Source organism: Halochromatium salexigens (assembly GCF_016653295.1).
In the GTDB taxonomy this organism is placed as follows: Bacteria; Pseudomonadota; Gammaproteobacteria; order Chromatiales; family Chromatiaceae; genus Lamprobacter; species Lamprobacter salexigens.
On the sequence record NZ_NHSF01000070.1, the window covers coordinates 110,650 to 128,545 of the forward strand.

Below are 17,896 nucleotides of genomic sequence, written 5' to 3' on the forward strand. Positions count from 1 at the left end.
CGCCGCTGGCTTGACCTTGATCAGCGTTCCTGTGCGCCAGGGCGCCAGATGGGGGCGCTTCGGGCTAAACTTGTGCGGTTTCCCGCCCCCCAACCGACCCAAACGTGAAGCCCCGAATCCATGATAGAGCCGGCCTCCTCCGCTACGGCGAACCGACCCGAGCCCTCAGCCATCCTTGAGGTCCTGCACCCGATTACCTGGTTTCCGCCGATGTGGGCCTTTGCCTGCGGCGTGGTCTCATCGGGCGCGGCGATTGTCGAGAATTGGCTGTTATTGCTTGCTGGCGTCATCCTCGCCGGCCCTCTGCTCTGCGCCACGAGCCAGGTCGTCAACGATTGGTACGACCGCGATGTCGATGCCATCAACGAGCCCAACCGCCCCATCCCCTCGGGGCGGATTCCAGGCGATTGGGGCTACAAACTCGCGATCGCCTGGTCCCTGATGTCGCTCCTGCTGGCGCTGGTGCTTGGGCCCTGGGTGTTCGCCGCTACCGTCGTCGGCCTGCTGCTGGCCTGGGCCTATAGCGCGCCACCGCTGCGGCTCAAACAGAATGGCTGGTTCGGCAATGCCGCCGTCGGCTTCTCCTACGAGAGCCTGGCCTGGATCACCGGTGCGGCGGTCATGCTCGGCGGTGCCATGCCGGACGGGCGCATCCTTGTCCTCGCCGTGCTCTATGGACTCGGCGCCCACGGCATCATGACGCTGAACGACTTCAAGGCGATCGACGGCGACACGCAGATGGGCGTGCGCACGCTGCCGGTGCAGCTTGGCGTGCGCGGCGCGGCCTGGGTCGCCTGCATCGTGATGATCGTGCCGCAGCTGGTCGTCGTCGGCCTGCTGTTCTCCTGGGTGCAGCCGGTGCATGCGGCCACGGTCGCCGCCTTGGTGATGGTGCAGATCACGCTCATGGTTCGTTTCCTCGAGGACCCTGTCGCCCGCGCCACCTGGTTGAGTGCGCTCGGCGTCACGGTCTATGTCAGCGGCATGATGGTGAGTGCCTTTGCCGCCCGCGCGGTGATCGTCGCCAATTCCTAGTGGCCCTCTCTAGTGGTCGGCCCTCGTTGCCGGCCTCCAGCGGCTAGGCGTGAGCGCACCGCGTCCCCCACTCCAACGACAGATAGACCCCAAAGGTGAGACTGATGGCGAATTCGCAGACCTATGACGCAGTCGTCGTCGGCGGCGGCCCGGCCGGCGCCACCGCCGCCACCGATCTGGCCAAGCGCCAGCGCAAGGTGCTGCTGCTCGACCGCCCCGGCCGCATCAAGCCCTGTGGCGGCGCGATCCCGCCGAAGGCGATCGAGGAGTTCGAGATCCCCGATGAACAGCTGGTCGCGAAGATCGCCTCGGCGCGCATGGTGGCGCCGAGCGATCGCCATGTCGATATGCCGATCAACGGTGGCTATGTCGGCATGGTCGATCGCGAGCCGTTCGATGAATGGCTGCGCGAGCGTGCCGCCGGCGCCGGCGCCGAGCGTCGCAACGGCACCTTCACCCGCGTGTTGCGCGATGAGGACGGCACCGCGCTGGTCGAGTTCCGCCCAGCCGAGGCCAGCGATCGCACCACCACCGAGACGGTGCGCGCGCGCGCGGTGATCGGCGCCGACGGCGCCATGTCCTCGGTCGCCAAGCAATGCGTGCCCGGCGCCAAGGAGCTGCCGCATGTGGCCGCCTATCACGAGATCGTGCGCTCGCCGGCGCCGACCACAGGCAAAGGCCTGCATGACTTCGACCCGGCCCGCTGCGACGTCTACTATCAGGGCAAGCTCTCGCCCGATTTCTACGCCTGGATCTTCCCGCATGGCGAGACCACCAGCATCGGCGTCGGCACCGAACTCAAGGGCTTCTCATTGCACGACGCGGTCGACCAACTGCGCAAGGAAACCGGCCTCGATCAGTGCGAGACCCTGCGCCGCGAGGGCGCGCCGATCCCGCTGCATCCGCTCAAGACCTGGGACAACGGCCGCGATGTGGTGCTCGCCGGCGATGCCGCGGGGGTGGTCGCCCCGGCCTCGGGCGAGGGCATCTACTACGCGCTGGTCGGTGGCCGTCTCGCCGCTGATGCGGTCGAGGAGCTGCTGGTCACGGGCGATGCCAAGGCGCTCGCCAACGCGCGCAAGCGCTTCATGAAGGCCCATGGGCGCGTATTCTTGATTCTCGGCATCATGCAGCGCTTCTGGTACAAGAGCGACAAGCGCCGCGAGCGCTTCGTCAGCCTCTGCGACGACCCCGACATCCAGCACCTGACCTGGGAGGCCTACATGCACAAGCGCTTGGTCAAGGCCAAGCCCGCCGCCCACCTGCGCATCTTCCTCAAGGACATGGCGCATCTGTTGGGCATCGTCTCGCCCTGGCAAAAGCCTCCCGCCGCGCCGACCGAGTCCAGAACAGCCGACTGAATCTAGTACAGCCGTCAGAGACTGCCCCCGCCCCTCCTCTTGGGCAGTCTCTAAGCCCCCTCAAATCTCTCCTCCGCCCATCCCATCTAAAGAGCGCCCTGCCGCTCGCCCTCTGGCCAAGCCAGACGGGAGGACACGCTGGACATACCAACCGCCCTTCCAGACGCTGCCCAACCCTCCCGACGCAGATGCCAGAAGTCCCTTGCCGGCAAACGCCTAGACTCGTTCACCCTGACCCCAGACCTGACCTCGCCGCCCCGCCGTTCCATGGCCCTAGGCCTTACGAGCGCTTCTGTCCGGACCCACAGCTGTCAACCAAGCCGGTGTCAGCTTAATTTTACAGCCAGGCAGAATATGCTTTTTCTTTTATTACAGGCGTTTAACCACTAACAACCAGGCCAGGAACAGAAACTCAAAAAGAATCTGTACATTTGGGTTGACATTTATAGCTGTCAAACTAAACTGACAGCCATGGAAACACGAACTGGCAAACGGAAAAGCCCCCGGCACTGCCGGTCGTACAGTTCGATCCGACGTCTACTGTCGAGTCGATTCCCGTCGCACGCACAGGTGCGGCACTGTCAACAAACCCTTAACGGAGGGTATGTAAATGGCTGACATGAAGAGCCTATCGGGCCTCTCGCCTGAGCAAGCGAAAGAGTTTCACGAGCAGTTCAAGGTAACCTACACGGCGTTCGTCGGCATCGCAGCCGTCGCCCACATTCTGGTTCTGGCCTGGAAACCCTGGTTCTGATCGCCTGTTACTGCTACATCGTTTAGAGGATTTACTCATGTTCCAAGACGTCTTCAACTATAAGCCAAAAGAGCAAGACTATCGGATCTGGCTCGTTTTGAACCCAGCAACCTGGCTGATCCCGATCCTGATGTCCGTGTTCCTGCTCGGCATCCTGATCCACGCCTTCCTGTTCTCGGTTAGCCCTTACGGCGAGTATTGGGTTGCTGATGCAGCGCCTGCCGCTGAGGCTGCTCCGGCACCAGCTAAGCCCGCTCCAGCTGCCGAATAAGAAGAGACGATCATCGATAACTGCCATCCGCAGTGTCGTTACCTAAGCCCTGGATCATCCAGAGGCATCCACAATCCTTCAGGAGTCAACCAATGGCCGAACAAGCTAGCCTCTCGGGCCTCACCCCCGATCAAGCAAAAGAGTTCCACGAGCAGTTCAAAGTGACCTACACCGCTTTTGTCGGTATCGCTGCAGTTGCTCATATCCTGGTTTTGGCTTGGAAGCCCTGGTTCTGATCATTCGCTGATCGAACGCGCTTCAAGCACCACATTTGATCTCTGACATAAGAGGGCTGAACAATGGCCGAACAACAAATCCCGAAACCGAAAAATCCTGAAGACGATTGGAAGATCTGGCTGGTTTTGAATCCTGCGACTTGGCTGGTTCCGATCCTGATGTCCGTGTTCCTGCTCGGCATCCTGATCCATGCTTTCCTCTTCACCGTAAGCCCTTACGGTGCGTACTGGGGCGGTTGATTAAATCGACCCGATACGCGGTGGCAGACTGATTCACTCAACTGCCACCCATCACTGATCAGACAAGAGTCAGCCCCGATTCGGTCGATCAGCAGCGATCAAAGGATCGCACTGAGCGCCGGCTCCACGGCCCTCGCCAATCTCTTGCAAGAGAGACAGCGAGCGGACGCGGAGTCGGCGCCAGCATTTGGGGCGTGGAAAAAAGGGAAAAGGCAAAAACCTGAGCGCTTACTTCAGCGCCTTAGGTCGCAGCAGGGCCAGCAGAATCGCGCAGCCAGGCTCGAGCACGCGCCAGTCATCCGGCATCTCCAAGCGCGCCAGCGCGGCGGTCGGCAGCAGCTTGCCATCCTTGGGCTCATCGAGTTCGCCATCGGTCAGATGCCTGAGCAAGGTTTCGAGCCCCGGATTATGTCCCACCAGCAGGACCGACGCCGGCGCCTGCGCATGGGCCGCGAGCACCTGCAGCAAATGCCCTAGCTCCGCCTCGTAGATCGCTGGCTCCCAGCGAATATCACGCTTGTCGTAATCGAGCCCTTTGCAGACCTTGAGCGCGGTCTTGCGCGCACGCTCGGCCGGCGAACTCAGGATGAGCCCCGGCACCAGCCCTTCTCGATACAACCATTCACCGATGCGCGGCGCATCTCGCCGGCCTCGTTTGGCGAGCGGACGTTCGATATCAGAGGGTGCGTCGCTGTCCCAGTCGGACTTGGCGTGTCGCAGCAACAGCAGCTCGCGAGCCATGGAGGAACATCATTGGAAGGGAGAGAAGGATAGCGAAGCGTTTTTTAACACAACCGTAATAAAAACAAAACCAGCCCTTCCGAATATTCTCGGAAGCGCGCGACATTAGGCTCGGGTGCCTTAGCCAAGCTCGGAGAGGAGCCGATCGATCATCGCCTCGGCTTGGCGCAGGTAGCCGCCGCCGAACAGGTTGAGGTGATTGAGGATGTGGTAGAGGTTGTAGAGCTGTTTACGCACCGCGTAGCCGGGACTGAGCGGCCAGGCCTCCTCGTAAGCCGCGCGAAAATGGCCGCCGAACCCGCCAAACAGCTCGGTCATCGCCAGATCGGCTTCGCGATCGCCGTAGTAGCAGGCGGGGTCGAAGATCACCGGTTGGCCGCCCGCCGCATAGCCAAGGTTCCCCCCCCAAAGATCGCCATGCAGCAGCGACGGTGAGGGGGCATGGTCGAGCAACGTCGAGAGCCCCTGCCGCAAACGCTCCCCACGCTGTTGCAAACGCCCCCCATAACCATTGCGCGCCGCCAGATCAAGCTGAAACCCGAGGCGCCGCTGGTCCCAGAAGCTGACCCAGTCGTCGTGCTCCCCGTTCGGTTGCGGGGTGGAACCGATGGTGTTGTCGCGAGCCCAGCCGAAGCGCGCGCGCGTGGCGCGATGCATGGCGGCCAATTGCCGGCCGGCGGCTGCGGCGTCGCCACGCGCGCCGCCGAGATCGATGTGCTCCATGGCGATGAAGGCCTGATCACCAACCAGGCCGGTGCAGATCGGCTCGGGAACGCGGATGCTCTGGGTCGCCGCCATCTCGGCCAGGCCCGCCGCTTCGGCCTCGAACATGGCGAGCAGATCGGCGCCATTGAGCTTAACGAACACGCGCTGATCGCCCTCGCCGAGGACGACGGCCTGGTTGATGCAGCCCCCGCCAATGCGTTGCGCCCGACCGGGCGCGAAGGCCCTCCCGCTCGCCGCGCTGATCTGCTCCGCGATGGCCTGCCAATCCGTCATCGAACTTGCTCCTGTGAACGCCACTCAGGCCGCCGCGGCCAGCCGCCTGAGCAATGGACTCGTGCGTGGAAAATGCGCGCGCAGAAAGGCCATCTGGTCGGCCAGTACGTTGCGGCCCATCAGATAGATATACTCGACATGGGTCGGCGTGAACGGCACCGCGAGCAGTTGCATCCCCGCGTCCTCGGGCGTGCGACCGGCCTTGTAGTTGTTACAGCGCAGGCAGGCCGAGACGACGTTGTTCCAGTCATCGGCGCCGCCGCGACTCACCGGCCGCACATGGTCGCGCGAGAGATGACGCGAGGAAAAGCGTCCCCCGCAGTAGAGACAGAGGTGGTCATCGCGCTGGAACAGGGTGTGATTCGACAGCGGCGGCACATAATCATCGCTCAGCTTGGTCGGCCCGTGCTGGGCGCCATGGGTGGCGATGATCGAGTGGATCTGCAGCTCAGTGCGCGTTCGGGTGCGGGCATTGATGCCGCCCCGCAACAAGAGCATGGGATGACCGCAGGCGTAGGCCACCTGACCCAGGAAGTAGAGCCTGGCGGCGGCTTTGTAATCGATCCACTCCAGTGGCATACCGGCAAGATCGGTGCGCAAGACCTGTTGGCTCAGTGACAACATAGCTCGGAACCCTGGGCTCGGGATCGAAAGATTCGACAGCGACCAGACCGTCGCGGCAATCATACACGCTTGCTGATTTCGGGCAAGATGCGAGCCTGCGCATCACATACCAGCGAACCGAAGGAGCGCTATTCTTGGCGATCGTTCAAGTGGCCGTGGCCGCCCCCTTAGCCGAGGTCTTCGACTACCTGCTCCCCTCGCAGGAAGCGGACTGCGCGCTTGGTCAGCGCGTGCTGGTGCCCTTTGGCCGCAGCCGCCGCGTCGGCATGATCGTCGCCCGCAAGGAGCGCTCGTCGATCGCGCCCGAACGGCTCAAAGCGATCGAGTGCTGCCTCGACCGGGAACCGCTGCTCGGCGCCGAGGATCTCGCGCTGATTCGCTGGGCCGCCGACTACTATCGGTGCCCGCCGGGCGAGGCCATCTTCAGCGCCCTGCCCGCGCGCCTGCGCCGGCCGGTGCCAAGTGCTCCCGCGCCAAGCGATGATGCTGTGCCCTTTGAACCCGCGCCCAGCCCGACACTCAACGCCGAGCAGCAAGCCGCCATCGCCGCCGTCCACGAGGCGCAAGGCTTCCAGTGTTTCCTCTTGGATGGGGTCACCGGCAGCGGCAAGACCGAGGTCTATATCCGCCTCATCAGCGCGGCGCTGGAGCGCGGCCGGCAGGTGTTGGTGTTGGTGCCCGAGATCGGCCTCACGCCGCAGCTCGCCGAGCGCTTCGCGCAACGCCTCGACACCGAACGCGTGGTGCTGCACTCCGGGCTCACCGAGCGCGAGCGCGAGCGCGGCTGGCAACGCGCCGCGCGCGGGCAGGCGCGGCTGATCCTCGGCACCCGCTCGGCGATCTTCACGCCCCTGCCAGACCTGGGGCTGGTGATCGTCGACGAGGAGCACGATGTCTCGCTCAAGCAGCAGGATGGTTTCCGTTACTCGGCGCGCGATCTGGCCGTGCGCCGCGCCCAGATCCGCGATTGCCCGGTGCTACTGGGCTCGGCGACCCCTTCGCTGGAGACGCTGCGCAATGCCGAGCGCGGGCGTTATCGGCATCTGCATCTGCGCCGGCGCGCCGGTGGCGCCGAACCGCCACGCTTCCTCGTCGTCGATGTGCGCTCGCAGCACCTGATCACCGGTCTCTCGCATGCGTTGCTGACGCGCATGACGACGGTGATCGAGGCCGGCAATCAGGTCCTGCTGTTCCTCAACCGTCGCGGTTTCGCGCCGGTGCTCACCTGTCACGACTGCGGTTGGATCAGCGTCTGCCTGCACTGTGACGCGCGCATGACGCTGCACCGCGATCGCGGCCTGCTGATCTGCCATCACTGCGGTGATCAACGCACCTTGCCGGTGCATTGTCCCGAGTGCGAATCGCCCGATCTGCGCCCGCTCGGGCAAGGCACCGAACGGGTCGAGGATAGCCTGCGGCAGCGCTTCCCCGGCATTCCGCTGGCGCGCATCGATCGCGACAGCACGCGCCGCAAGGGGGATCTCGAGCGCCTGCTCGCCGCCGCGCGTGAGGGTGCCTATCCGCTCCTGCTCGGCACGCAGATGCTGGCCAAGGGCCATCACCTGCCCGGCGTGACCCTGGTCGGCATCCTCGACCTCGACCATGGACTCTATGGCAGTGATTTTCGCGCCACCGAGCGCATGGCCCAACTCCTGATCCAGGTCGCTGGCCGGGCCGGGCGCGCCGAGCAGCCGGGCACGGTGATGCTGCAGACGCGCCATCCCGATCATCCGCTGCTGATCCGATTACTGCGCCAGGGGTATGGCGCCTTCGCCGATGCCGCGCTGGCCGAGCGGGCCGAAGCCGCGCTGCCGCCGTTCAGCTTTCAGGCCCTGGTGCGCGCCGATAGCCGAGTCGCGCAACGGGCGCTCGATTTCCTGCGCGAGGCGCGCGCGCGGGTGCTGGCGCTCGACGCCGGGCCAGTGCAGGTCTGGGGGCCGGCGCCGGCGAGCATGGAGCGCCGCGCCGGGCGCTTCCGTGCCCAACTGCTGCTGCAGTGTGCTCAGCGCGCACCACTGCATGCACTGATCGATCGCTTACTGCCCAGCCTGCGCGCCCTGTCGAACACGCGCACAGTGCGTTGGAGTCTCGATATCGATCCGCAAGAGAGTCTTTGAAAACGACAGGCTCGAACCCATACGCCACCGCCCTTTCAGGCGCCCTTTCGGAACCGGGGCCCGCAAGGGATAATCCCCTCCCGATCATCGACCTCAGCTCGACCAGATGCCCACTGCTCGCCCAACCAACACGCCCTCATCGAACAGCGTCGGGATCAGACTCCTCAGCCTGCTGTTCTTCATCCTCTACAATCTCATTGGCATCATCCACAGCCTGCTCTCGCTCGCCGTTGCCCCCTTGCAAAGCTTCGAGCAGCGCTATTGGTTCGTGAACCTATGGTCGCGGGCCACCATGTGGCTGTTGCAGCACTTGAACGGGGTCAAGATCGAGGTCGAAGGTCTCGAACACCTCCCCAAGGACCGCCCCCTGGTGGTGATGTGCAACCATCAAAGCCAATGGGAGACCTTCTATCTGCAATTGCTCATCTCGCCGCAGGCCACCATCCTCAAGCGAGAACTCTTGTGGGTGCCGTTCTTTGGTTGGGCGCTGGCCCTGTTGAAGCCCATCGCAATCGATCGCTCCAAGGGCTCGCAAGCGCTCAAGACCCTGCTGCGCGTTGGCCAGCAGCGCCTCGAGGACGGCATCAGCGTGGTCATCTATCCGGAGGGAACGCGGCAACCGGCGGGCACCATTGGTCATTTCAATGTCGGTGGCGCCATGCTCGCCGCGCGCGCCGGCATCGAAGTGCTGCCGATCGCCCACAACAGCGGCGACTGCTGGCCCAGCCGCTCGTTGCTGCGGCTGCCCGGTACCATCCGCTTGCGCATCGGAGAGCCGCTCGCGGTCGCCGGCAAGTCGCCGAAACAGATCACCGCCGAGGCCAAGACCTGGATCCAGCAGCATTATCCCGGCACATTGCGTTAGGGCGACTCGGGCGCGTCGCGAGCAGCGCGCGCCAAGAGGCGATCGAGTGCGTTGGCGAATGCCTGACGATCCGCCTGGCTAAAGGCCGGCGGCCCGCCGGTCTCCAGGCCGCTGGCGCGCATGGTCTCGAGGAAGTCGCGCATATTCAGGCGCTGGCGCACGGTCTCCGGCGTGAAGGCCTCGCCGCGTGGACTCAGTACCTGGCAGCCCTTGGCGACCAGCTCGGCCGCCAGCGGGATATCCGAGGTGATCGCCAGATCACCGGCCTGCGCCTGAGCGACGATGTAGTCATCGGCGACATCGAAACCGGCACCCACCCGCACGCTCCTGATCCGCGCCGAGGACGGCACCTGCAACGGCTGGTTGGCGACCAACGTGAGCGCAATGCCCACCCGCTCCGCGGCGCGATAGAGAATCGCCTTGACCGGATTCGGCGTGGCATCGGCATCGACCCAGATCTGCATACCCTCAGCTCCCATACTCCCACCCTATGCCCCATGCTGTGACCGGCGCTCGACGATTCTTCTCAGCCGAGCCGGCAAGCTGCGCTACACTGTGATGTTGTCCGACGTGCCAGCCCGCTCTCGCGCGGCTGCGCCCGCTGACCCGCCCATCCTCTCTCCCGCTCCTTAGGCCGTTCTTTCATGTCCGACTCCGCTTCCACCCCGAGTTTCGCCGATCTCGGGCTGCCCCCTGCCTTACTCAGCGCGCTCGACGCCGTGGGCTACGAGACCCCCTCACCGATCCAGGCCGCGACCATCCCGCACCTGCTGGCCGGCAGTGATCTGCTCGGTCACGCCCCGACCGGCACCGGCAAGACCGCCGCGTTCGCGCTGCCCTTGCTGGCGCGCATCGATCTGGCCCAGCGCACGCCCCAGGTGCTGGTGCTCACACCGACCCGCGAGCTGGCCCTGCAGGTGGCCGAGGCCTGTCAGCGCTACGCCAGCGCGCTCGGGGGCTTCCAGGTGCTACCGATCTACGGCGGCTCCGATTATGGCGGCCAGATCCGCCAGCTCAAACGCGGCGTGCATCTGGTCGTCGGCACCCCAGGGCGCATCATGGACCACATGCGCAAGGGAACCCTGCGCCTCGATGCGCTGCAGGCGTTGGTGCTCGATGAGGCCGATGAGATGCTGCGCATGGGCTTCATCGACGATGTCGAGTGGATTCTGGAGCAGACCCCGGCGCAGCGCCAGATCGCGCTGTTCTCGGCCACGTTGCCGAGCCAGATCCAGCGCATCGCCCAGCGTCACCTGAACCAACCACAGTCGATCAGCATCGAGGCCGCCACCGCGACCGCCGAGACCATTCGCCAGCGCTATTGGCTGGTGAGCGGGATGCACAAGCTCGACGCGCTCACCCGCATCCTCGAGGTCGAGCCCTTCGAGGGGCTGCTGCTGTTCGTGCGCACCAAGACCGCGACCACCGAACTCGCCACTCGCCTCGGCGCGCGCGGCTGGACCGCCGCAGCGCTCAACGGCGACATGCCCCAGCAGCAGCGCGAGCAGATGGTCGATCAATTGCGCAGCGGTGCGCTCGATATCCTGGTCGCGACCGATGTCGCCGCGCGCGGGCTCGATGTCGAGCGCATCAGCCATGTCGTCAACTACGACATCCCCTATGATACCGAGGCCTACATCCACCGCATCGGCCGCACCGGGCGCGCGGGGCGTACCGGCGAGGCGATCCTGTTCGTCGCCCCGCGCGAGCGGCGCATGCTTGCTGCCATCGAGCGCGCCACCCGCCAGCGCATCGAGCCGCTGACCCTGCCCTCGACCGAGACGGTCAACAACAAGCGCATCGCCGACTTCAAGCAGCGCATCACCGATACCCTCGCCGCCGGCGAACTCGGCTTCATGCAGGGGCTGATCGAGCAGTATCAGGAAGAGCACGACGTGCCGGCGGTCGAGATCGCCGCCGCGCTGGCCAAGCTCTCGATCGGCGATCAGCCGCTGCTACTGACCGCGCCCGAACGACCCGAGCGCGAGCGCCCCGAGCGCGGTCGCGGTCCGCGCCGCGATGACGACGAGCGCCCGCGCCAGCAACGCCGGCCGCCGTCGAGCCCGGATCAGGGCATGGAGCGGTTCCGCATCGCCGTCGGCCACCGCAACGGCGTCAAGCCCGGCAACATCGTCGGCGCCATCGCCAACGAGGCGGGGCTTGATGCGCGCCATATCGGCCGCATCGATATCCACGAGGAGTTCAGCCTGGTCGACCTGCCCACCGGCATGCCGCGCGAGTTGCTGCAGGACCTGCGCAAGGTGCGCGTCTGCGGGCGCGCGCTCGACCTCACGCGCAGCGAGCCCGGCGCAGCGGGCGATGCGGAGCAAGGCACCGAGCGTCCGCAGCGACCAAAGGGACCGAGATCCGGCCCGCCCGGGGCCGATCGCGCCCGCCCGGCGAAGAAGCCTGCGAAGAAAAACAGATAACCAAGCTCGGTTTTGAGTTAGACTCTCACGCTTCGGGTGCCTGGACCGGTCGGCACCGCTCGCGACCATCCGCCATTGGCGGACGCGGTCGCCGAAAATCGCTTGGGCCGTTCGCCGCTCTCCTGCTCCGCCACCCTTCGAGGCAGCACTCCGCCATCGGCCCGAGGCCAATCGCGAGCTGCGCGAGAGCAGGGTTTTCGCTGACCCGCAAGCATCGCCGCTCAAGGCAACTCATTCATCCAGCCCGGACCGGCTCCCGCCTCGTTTGAGGACGGGAGGGCCCATCTGGAGTCCAAAATCGCATGTCCTTCGACACCCTTGGCCTGTCGGCCGAACTCCTGCGCGCCGTTCGCGAGCAGGGCTACACCCAACCCACCCCGATCCAAATCAAGGCCATCCCGACCATCCTCGGTGGTGGCGACGTGATGGCGGCGGCGCAAACCGGCACCGGCAAGACCGCCGGCTTCACCCTGCCCCTGCTGCAGCGCCTGAGCACCCAGACTTCGCGCCGAAGCGCCGAACGATCCGCTGGCCAAGCGAGCGGCCAAGCAGGCAGACAGCCCGGCGGTCGAGCATCCGCCGGGGCGCGCCGCCCGATTCGCGCGCTGGTGCTGACCCCGACCCGCGAACTCGCGGCCCAGGTCCAGGAGAGCATCCAAACCTATGGCCAGTATCTGCCGCTGCGCTCGGCGGTGATCTTCGGCGGGGTCAAGATCAACCCGCAGATCGAGCAACTGCGCCGCGGCGTCGATATCCTGGTCGCCACGCCTGGGCGGCTGCTCGACCACGCCGGCCAAGGCACGGTCGACCTCTCCCAGGTCGAGACCCTGATCCTCGATGAAGCCGACCGCATGCTCGACATGGGCTTCGTCAACGACATCAAGAAGGTGCTGGCACTGCTGCCGCCGAACCACGCGCGCCAGAACCTGCTGTTCTCGGCGACCTTCTCCGATGACATCAAGCGCCTTGCCGAGCGGCTGCTGAACAACCCCGAGCTGATCGAGGCCGCGCCGCGCAACACCACCGCCGAGCGCATCGATCAGGTGGTCTATCCGGTCGATCGCCATCGCAAGCGCGAGCTGCTGAGTCACATGATCGGCGCCAACGACTGGCGCCAGGTGCTGGTCTTCACCCGCACCAAGCATGGTGCCAACCGCCTTGCCGAACAGCTCGAGACCGACGGTCTCAGCGCCGCCGCGATCCACGGCAACAAGAGCCAGGGTGCGCGTACCCGCGCGCTCGCCGGCTTCAAGAGCGGTGATGTGCGGGTACTGGTCGCCACCGACATCGCCGCGCGTGGGCTCGATATCGATCAGCTCCCGCATGTGGTCAACTACGAGCTGCCGAATGTGCCGGAAGACTATGTGCATCGGATCGGGCGCACCGGCCGCGCCGGACGCGAGGGCCAGGCCGTGTCGCTGGTCTGTGTCGATGAGCACCGACTGCTGCGCGACATCGAGCGTCTGCTCAAGCGCCAGGTGCCAAAGATCATCCAGCCTGGCTACGACCCGGACCCCAGCATCCCGCCGGAGCCGATCAAGAACGGCCGCGGTGGACCGCGTCCCGCCGGTGCGGGTGGCCGCAACGCCGCCGCTCCGGGGCAACGACCGCGCCGCGCGGGTGCCGGCAGCGGCAGAGCTGACGAGCAACGCGGCCAGGGTGGTCACGGCTCTGGTGGTCGCTACGCAGTCAGCGACGGCGATCGCAATGTGGCTAGTAACGGTGCTCAGGGTTCGCCCAACGGCCATCATCACCGTGCCGATGGCCAAGCTGGACGTCGCTCAGCGGGCAGTCAAACTGCTCAGCGAGCAGCGAATGGAGCCGCCCCCAGAGACGGCGCCCCCAGGCCCGGCTCCGCAGCCGCTAAACGCGGCCACGGACGCCGCCAGGGGGCCGACACCAGCCGCCCGAGCACCCACCGCCATCAGAGACGGGGCCGCTCACAGGAGACGGCCGCGCTGCTCGGTGGACGCGACGACTAAGGCGGCTCAGCCTAGCCCGAACGGACGTATCCGAGTCACTCACTGAGCAAGCAAGCGCACTGAGCCAGGCTCGGTTGATGCGTTCGTCTTGCCACGGAACGGCGATCAGGGCGGCATCGAGTCAGGATGACGCGGGACCAGCCAAGCGCTGGCCCCGCGACAACAGCAACAAGTCCGCCTCCGAACCGTAACGCACCACCTCCATCCGATCGCTCTGCTGAGCAATCACATCGCCACCCATCCATGGCAGTCGGAACGGGAACAACCCCGGGTTGGCCAGCAACAGACCTAGCTCCGCCTTCGCCTCGGGCATCGCATGCAAGGTCGCCTCGAACAGCAGCGCGCAAAGATCGGCATCGGGGATCGCCAACGGCGTGGTCAGTTCGTAGCATCCTCTAGACGCCGTATCGGCCAACACCCTCCAGGCGACGAAGGAGCGCACCACATAACGTCCATAGCGGCTCACGCTTTGCCGATCGCCATAATCTTCTCGCAATCGGTTGAGGATCTGCGCCCAGGTGACCTGCTCCTGTAGCGCGAGTAACCGCCCGGTATGACGCGCGACCGACCACCAGAACGGATAGGCGGCAGAGATCATCGCCCAATGCGCCGCGAGGCCGAGCGCTGGCTGCTCAGCCAAGACCAGCAGCAGCGCATCGCGAAGCCTGACGAGCGCCGGGTCCGGACTGACCCAGGTCCGCATCAGACAGTTCACGGCGAAGGCGCGACTTTGATCGCTCCGCATCCCCTCCTGGCCGCTCCCCCGCCGCTCAGCGAGATACTCGTGCAGATCCTCCCGGATGCGTTGCTTGTCCAGGCCCGCGAGCCTCAGATTGGCAGCCCGCTGCATCCATTCCAGCCGGATCGTCTGCTTGATGCCCAAGGCCGTATGCCGCTTGCCCATCAAGGTCGCCGCCGCGTCAGCTTCACCAAGGGCACCAAGACCTCCTCCAGCGCCATGCCGCCATGCGCGACCAGCTTTTCGCCAGCACTGACAAAGGCATCCTGACCGCAGGCGAGCAAGGGAAAATAGCCCGGCGGCAGACCGGCTGGCGTCCACGGCAGCGCGAAGTCAAAATCTTCGGCGACCTGAGCGCGCAGATCCGCGGTTGGATAGACGCGCGCCCGCTCACCGCGCGTCTCGGCGATCACCCCTTCCTGCGGTCGCCCCTTGCCGATGCACTCAACATTGCCATGATCGGCGGTCAGCCAGACCTCGAAGCCGCGCTCGAGCAAGCGCGCGATCAGTGTTGTCAGAAAGCCGCCTTGGAGCCACTGCTGGATCTGGTTGTGCATCCCAGCCGCGCCCAACTGCATGCCATGCATGATCTCGTCGACCTTGTCCACCACCAGCCCGAGCACCCGCGTCTTACCATGGATCAGGGCGTCCAAACTCTGCAGGGCATCGCCGTCGCCCAAGCAGCGCTGATAGCCGACATCCAGACGCGAGAGTCCATGGCCCTCCCAGAACTGCTTCCACAGCGCCTCCTCACGATGCGTCGACTGGATCGAGCCGGGGAAATACAGTGGCGGCTTGCCGGCGAACAGGGCCTGCCGGGAGACCGAGGTCAAGGTTGGAATCCAGGCGAAGACCGCCGATTCGCGCAGCAAGAGCTCGGTGTCTTGCGCCTGCAGTGCCTGGCGGACCGTCACCCACTGATCCAGTGCCAGACCATCGACCAGGATCAACGCCAGCCGGCGCTCCCCGGCCCCTTCGAGCCGCCGCGCAAGGTGACGCGCCACATGATGCAGCATGGCCGGCTGTGTCGGCGATAAATTGATCAGACTGGCGTAATGCTTGGTCAACCAGCCGGCAAAGCGCCGATTCAGCGCCTCGCCGAGCCTGCACAGCCGGGCGTGATCTTCGCGATCGCTGCGACCATGTACCTTGGCCGCCAGCTCGGCCCACTTCAGCGCGAATCCCGTCCAGTCCGAATGCCGCCAGTCATCCGCAGGCGGGGACTGCTCGAGACGCTCGAACAGCCGGGCTATGCGCAGCGCCTCATCATCGGCATCAGGACGGATGATCCCGCCGCGCATCCAAGATCCAGCCAGGGACCCGCCCGATGTATCGACACCATCGACGGCAACGGGCGTGAGGCGACCCTCCAAGAACAGATCGTCGACGTAGACACGGATGTCATGATGATCGAACGGGAGCCGCGCTGGGCCTGGATACCGGAGTCGCTGCCGCTGTCGCGGCCTGTCCAGACGCCTATCCTCAATGCGATCCATCGCGGCATACTCCAACAGAAAGACCGGCCAGCGCTCCTGCAGAAACGCAAAGAAGCCCTCAGCATCCGGCACGATCTCCGCAAGCGGCCAAGACTCGAAATCGGCACGCGTCTCGAGCCACTGAATCAAGCGCTGAGCCAGGGTTGCCGGCAGCACCCGCTGACCATAGTGCAGGCGCAGCAAGGCGCGCAGCAGATCGACCTCATTGCAGATCAGCTCCGCGGCCACCCCGAACAGGTGCCGCAGGATGAAATCCTTGGTCGCGTTGTCACCCAGCCGATCATCCGGTTTAGCACTGGTCTGAGCCGCATAAAGCGCATCCAGCAGACTGCGATCGAGCGTTTCGATCACTGGGTAGCTCAGACGCGGAAACAGCTCGCCGAGATTGAAGGACAGGGTCCGCCCAGCCTGCAGCAGATCGTAGGGCAGGCGCTCGAGCTCGGCGTCCTGCAACCGAAGGATCACCACGAGATCAGTCTGCTCCCCCTGATCCCAGCGCGCGCGATAGCCAGACTCGTAGGCGTAGCGGAAGGCCACCGGATCATCGAAGTCGATCAGCTCGAAGCCGCGCTCGCGCAGCGCCAGCGCCAGCTTCTCCTCGGTCAGCAGACGGTCCGGATCGGCCACCAGCGTCAGCTTGCTGACCTGGGGCACAAAGGCGTCGAGGATGCGGTCGCGCCAGCTCGGCTTCATCGTCCCGCGAGAACTGATGTCAATGTTCGAGGGTTGGACTCGCACTCGCGTGTGCGCGCTAAGCTTGGAATATCGACCAGCTTTCTCACGCCTCTTCCTCGAGCGACCGGTGTAAATCCTGGATCACGGCATCAGCCGATTTGGCTGTCAATCGGCCTTGCTGAAAGTCCGCCTGGGCTTGACGAGCGGCGTCGGCAATCTCTTGGCGACGCGCCTCATTCAGCCGATGACGAAGGATATCTAGGAGCATCTCTTGCTGCTGGAGCGGGAGCTGGGTAACGGTGTCGATTGCCTGATTCAGTGTGATGGGATGGACCATGGCTGTCACTCGGTGAAGTTGGCGAAAGGATGGAGCCTGCCGACCTGGGGCGCGAACGCGTCGAGAATGCTGTCAGACAAGTTAGACCTCGTCAGAAGGCAGAATCCGCAGCAGCAGCAAGGGCCGGATCTCCGGCAGCAGGGCGCGCATTGCCGCCAGCTCATTGCGCCACTCGGTCTCCTCGGCGTCGCAGCGCGCTCGGCGGTAGGTGCGGACCTAGGGTATAAGCCAACACGGATCAGCGCTTCTCATCCGCCATGAGCCAGCTCATCGACACCATTGTAGGGCGACAATCACAGCGGAAACCAGGCGCGGAGTCTGTCAACGATTGCTTGGAACGAGTCACACGCCATCAAGCCCTGAATCCCCGCGCGAGATCCGATCTCCTCGAAATCTCGTGGTGAGATGGTCCGCTTGAGTCGATCCCGCAGGACGTACTCGAACAATTCCTTGGGCTGCTCAGCCTTCAGTTCGTCTGGAGACTTGCTCATTTTGCGCGCATAGGCATCAACGAAACCCTGGAGTTGCTCGTTCGTGATACCGCAGTGGTTGAGCAGAGCGCTTTCGCAATACCAGATCCATTGCTCCAACTCAGGCACCAAGATGATGACGGCGCTCTTGTCCTTCCAGGTATAGGCATCGAGATCGCGTTGAATCTCGTCTTGAACCGCAGCGGGGGCTTGCTTGTGATCACGGCCTGAGCCGTGGTGGTCCCACATCAGCAACGCCTTATGATAGTAGCCCTTCTTCATACGCGTCAGTTGGGCGCCGCTTTGCACCATGCCAGAATCACGCAGCGGGTGACGCTCGATGTCGACAGCGATCTGCCGGATTCCCAGTGCCTGATGTTTGCGCAGGATCGACCTCATATTGTCCAGCCATTTGTAATCCAGACAACTAACGCATCTGGTCTATAATTAAAGCAGGCGATCAGACCACCCTGCGGAGGATATCATGGCCAACGAGTGGATGAACGATGCCCGCAAGATTCCGGA

Annotated in this window: 17 protein-coding genes and 1 pseudogene; 10 read left to right on the forward strand and 8 right to left on the reverse strand. The window is 64.7% G+C overall.

Annotated elements, in window-relative coordinates; all coding sequences use genetic code 11:
- The first annotated feature begins 120 nt into the window (after positions 1–120).
- The 6 genes from chlG (at position 121) to pufA (CCR82_RS15475) (ending at position 3,897) form a co-directional block, all read left to right on the forward strand.
- Positions 121–1,035, forward strand: a complete 915-nt coding sequence (chlG, locus tag CCR82_RS15450; protein ID WP_201246697.1) for a chlorophyll synthase ChlG — start codon at positions 121–123, stop codon at positions 1,033–1,035.
- Between the two features lie 104 nt (positions 1,036–1,139).
- Positions 1,140–2,396, forward strand: coding sequence for a geranylgeranyl diphosphate reductase (locus tag CCR82_RS15455; RefSeq protein WP_201246698.1), 1,257 nt, complete (start codon positions 1,140–1,142; stop codon positions 2,394–2,396).
- Between the two features lie 610 nt (positions 2,397–3,006).
- Entirely contained in the window at positions 3,007–3,150 is a 144-nt protein-coding gene (gene pufB / locus CCR82_RS15460; RefSeq protein WP_201246699.1) for a light-harvesting antenna LH1, beta subunit, read from the forward strand.
- 37 nt (positions 3,151–3,187) lie between these two features.
- Complete coding sequence (pufA, locus tag CCR82_RS15465; RefSeq protein ID WP_201246700.1) at positions 3,188–3,421, forward strand: light-harvesting antenna LH1, alpha subunit; 234 nt, start codon at positions 3,188–3,190, stop codon at positions 3,419–3,421.
- A gap of 92 nt (positions 3,422–3,513) precedes the next feature.
- Positions 3,514–3,657 (forward strand): light-harvesting antenna LH1, beta subunit, encoded by a 144-nt coding sequence (pufB, locus tag CCR82_RS15470; protein WP_201246701.1) that lies wholly within the window; start codon positions 3,514–3,516, stop codon positions 3,655–3,657.
- 63 nt (positions 3,658–3,720) lie between these two features.
- Entirely contained in the window at positions 3,721–3,897 is a 177-nt protein-coding gene (gene pufA, locus CCR82_RS15475) for a light-harvesting antenna LH1, alpha subunit (protein WP_201246702.1), read from the forward strand.
- A gap of 228 nt (positions 3,898–4,125) precedes the next feature.
- Here pufA (CCR82_RS15475) and CCR82_RS15480 read toward each other — a convergent pair whose 3' ends face one another.
- The 3 genes from CCR82_RS15480 to CCR82_RS15490 all read right to left on the reverse strand — a co-directional run bounded on the left by CCR82_RS15480 (position 4,126) and on the right by CCR82_RS15490 (position 6,261).
- On the reverse strand, positions 4,126–4,638 hold the full coding sequence (locus CCR82_RS15480; RefSeq protein WP_201246703.1) for a SixA phosphatase family protein: 513 nt from the start codon (positions 4,636–4,638) through the stop codon (positions 4,126–4,128).
- A gap of 120 nt (positions 4,639–4,758) precedes the next feature.
- The gene (locus CCR82_RS15485; protein WP_201246704.1) at positions 4,759–5,637 is read right to left on the reverse strand and encodes a fructosamine kinase family protein; all 879 of its coding nucleotides are present in this window, start codon (positions 5,635–5,637) and stop codon (positions 4,759–4,761) included.
- A 24-nt stretch (positions 5,638–5,661) separates the two neighbouring features.
- Positions 5,662–6,261 carry an HNH endonuclease gene (locus CCR82_RS15490; RefSeq protein ID WP_201246705.1) on the reverse strand — a complete coding sequence of 200 codons (600 nt, stop codon included), beginning with the start codon at positions 6,259–6,261 and terminating at the stop codon, positions 5,662–5,664.
- 134 nt (positions 6,262–6,395) lie between these two features.
- On the opposite strand from CCR82_RS15490, the gene CCR82_RS15495 reads away from it, so the two are divergent.
- On the forward strand, positions 6,396–8,378 hold the full coding sequence (locus CCR82_RS15495) for a primosomal protein N' (RefSeq protein ID WP_242513527.1): 1,983 nt from the start codon (positions 6,396–6,398) through the stop codon (positions 8,376–8,378).
- Positions 8,379–8,484: 106 nt separating this feature from the next.
- Positions 8,485–9,243, forward strand: coding sequence for a lysophospholipid acyltransferase family protein (locus CCR82_RS15500; RefSeq protein ID WP_201246706.1), 759 nt, complete (start codon positions 8,485–8,487; stop codon positions 9,241–9,243).
- Here CCR82_RS15500 and CCR82_RS15505 read toward each other — a convergent pair.
- The gene (locus tag CCR82_RS15505) at positions 9,240–9,707 is read right to left on the reverse strand and encodes a YaiI/YqxD family protein (protein ID WP_201246707.1); all 468 of its coding nucleotides are present in this window, start codon (positions 9,705–9,707) and stop codon (positions 9,240–9,242) included. The genes CCR82_RS15500 and CCR82_RS15505 overlap by 4 nt on opposite strands.
- Before the next feature lie 180 nt (positions 9,708–9,887).
- Between CCR82_RS15505 and CCR82_RS15510 the strand changes: the two genes are divergently transcribed.
- Positions 9,888–11,672 (forward strand): DEAD/DEAH box helicase, encoded by a 1,785-nt coding sequence (locus CCR82_RS15510; protein WP_201246708.1) that lies wholly within the window; start codon positions 9,888–9,890, stop codon positions 11,670–11,672.
- Between the two features lie 302 nt (positions 11,673–11,974).
- Positions 11,975–13,354 (forward strand): annotated as a pseudogene (locus CCR82_RS15515) (DEAD/DEAH box helicase); the annotation flags it as partial.
- Positions 13,355–13,775: 421 nt separating this feature from the next.
- Here the strand turns inward: CCR82_RS15515 and CCR82_RS15520 are convergent.
- From CCR82_RS15520 to mads4, 4 genes are all read right to left on the reverse strand, one after another.
- On the reverse strand, positions 13,776–14,558 hold the full coding sequence (locus tag CCR82_RS15520) for a hypothetical protein (protein WP_201246710.1): 783 nt from the start codon (positions 14,556–14,558) through the stop codon (positions 13,776–13,778).
- Positions 14,558–16,582 carry a BREX-3 system phosphatase PglZ gene (gene pglZ / locus CCR82_RS15525; protein WP_201246711.1) on the reverse strand — a complete coding sequence of 675 codons (2,025 nt, stop codon included), beginning with the start codon at positions 16,580–16,582 and terminating at the stop codon, positions 14,558–14,560. The genes CCR82_RS15520 and pglZ overlap by 1 nt, the downstream gene beginning before the upstream one ends.
- An 85-nt stretch (positions 16,583–16,667) precedes the next feature.
- Positions 16,668–16,901, reverse strand: coding sequence for a hypothetical protein (locus CCR82_RS15530; RefSeq protein WP_201246712.1), 234 nt, complete (start codon positions 16,899–16,901; stop codon positions 16,668–16,670).
- A gap of 293 nt (positions 16,902–17,194) precedes the next feature.
- The gene (gene mads4, locus CCR82_RS15535; protein ID WP_201246713.1) at positions 17,195–17,770 is read right to left on the reverse strand and encodes a methylation-associated defense system protein MAD4; all 576 of its coding nucleotides are present in this window, start codon (positions 17,768–17,770) and stop codon (positions 17,195–17,197) included.
- Between the last annotated feature and the right edge of the window lie 126 nt (positions 17,771–17,896).